General features: G+C 61.8%; 2 protein-coding genes and 1 pseudogene. All 3 read left to right on the plus strand.

Going from position 1 to position 1,779, the window contains the following annotated elements; translation table 11 throughout:
- Positions 1–126, plus strand: a pseudogene (locus tag QZX93_RS06765) (hypothetical protein); the annotation flags it as partial.
- Positions 127–577: 451 nt separating this feature from the next.
- A complete protein-coding gene (locus QZX93_RS06770) occupies positions 578–1,162 on the plus strand; it encodes an acyltransferase (RefSeq protein ID WP_295392896.1) in 585 nt (194 codons plus the stop codon).
- A gap of 221 nt (positions 1,163–1,383) precedes the next feature.
- On the plus strand, positions 1,384–1,779 hold a 396-nt coding region (locus QZX93_RS06775), incomplete at its 3' end, for a DUF3782 domain-containing protein (RefSeq protein ID WP_295392895.1).

The following is a 1,779-nucleotide window of genomic DNA, read 5'->3' on the forward strand; positions in this document are numbered from 1 at the left end:
CGACACCAGCGTATCGCCAACCGTTTGATCGTGATCTCGCCGATGATCGATGCGCGGGCGCGCCCGGTGGCAGAGCGACTGGGAATCGAGACCTACGGCGACTCGCTGGAGGTGGCAGCGTTATGAAGGGATGGCAATCTTTCAGCCACTCCATACGCACAGAGGCCAGCGGGCGGTCGGGCCGCGATCATCGAGCCGGCCACTGGGAGCGTCGCACCCCAGTGCGGCGCGATCTCGCAAAAAGGCGTCGCGTCTTGCGGATGGACCCTGTGGCGCTCGCGGTCGATTGGCCTGACTGCGAGGGCAGTGATCGTCATTCCGGCCGGGACGCCGGAAGCCGGGGCACGGACGGCACTCTCTCAGCCGATACCGATACGCAGAATAGAGGGCGAGGTCGCAACGATGATCGATGCCGCCGAGTCGGGGACCTGAGGGCCTCTCCAACGACGTGTTATTCTCCGATGACGAAACGTCCGCTCCCTCCGCAATTAAACGTTGTCTGTCCCCGATTTCGGTCGTCCCCGATTTCGGTCCTTGTCTGTCCCCGATTTCGGGTCCTCGATTTCGGTTGTCCCCGATTTCGTTGTCTGTCCCCGATTTCGTCGTCGATGACGGCGCCCAGATTGGCGCCGACACCCGCGTTTGGCACTGGGTCCATATCTGCGCCGGCGCCCGCATCGGCGAGCGCTGCTCCTTTGGGCAAAACGTCTTTGTGGGTAACGATGTACTCATCGGCAACAACTGCAAGGTTCAGAACAACGTCAGCATTTATGACGCGGTCACCCTGGAGGACGACGTCTTTTGCGGCCCCGGCATGGTCTTCACCAACGTCTACAATCCACGCTCGGCCGTCATCCGCAAAGACGAATACCGCCGCACCCTGGTGAAGCGGGGCGCCACCATCGGAGCCAACGCCACCATCGTCTGTGGAGCCACCCTGGGTGAATACGCCTTCATTGCCGCCGGTGCAGTCATCACGAAAGACGTCAAACCCTACGCCCTGATAGCTGGCGTCCCGGCCCGTCAGATCGGCTGGATGAGCCGGCATGGCGAACGCCTCGACCTGTCGGTGCAGGGCCAGGCCGAAGCGCGGTGTCCCGCGACGGGTGAAATCTACCAACTGACGGGTGACCACCTTAGCCGCAGTGAGGAGGCGGCATGAAATGAAAAGCCGTCTGCTCACCCTGAGCTCTTGGTCATGAATGACCCCGTTGCACCGGCCTTGACCACGATTCCTGTCCCCCGTTGATAGCCTTCGTCGAGCGCAGACCGCCCTTGAACGCGTAGGCGCGGCCCCCAGCCGCGAGTGGCTGCGGCCAAAATCGATGGCTGGAGTTGCGATCAAGGCCAAAACAGCAACCTACAGTTTGGCTTGAAACCGAGATGAATACCCAATCGCTTAAAGATACGATCAGACGTGAGCTGCCGGAAATAATGCGCACGGACCCTGAATTGCGCGGGTATATTCTGGATTTGACCCGCCGGGAATATGCCGGGCGGGCGGCCACCGAGGACCGGTTCTTCGAACTTTTAGCTGAACTGCGCCGCGACCGGGAGGAGAGCGCCCGCAAGTGGGACGAGCAGAACCGCAAGTGGGACGCGCATCAAGCGGAGGAACGCGAGGAATTCAAGCTGATGCACGAGGAGATCATGGCCCAGGCGCAGCGGCATGACCGCAGCATCGGCGCGCTGGGGTCGCGCTGGGGTCTGCAATCGGAGAAGGCGTTCCGCGACGCGCTGGCCGGAATCCTGGAAAAGAACTTTGGTGTACAGGTGCTC

Origin of the sequence: uncultured Thiodictyon sp. (genome assembly GCF_903946935.1) — a bacterium.
Lineage (GTDB): Bacteria > Pseudomonadota > Gammaproteobacteria > Chromatiales > Chromatiaceae > Thiodictyon.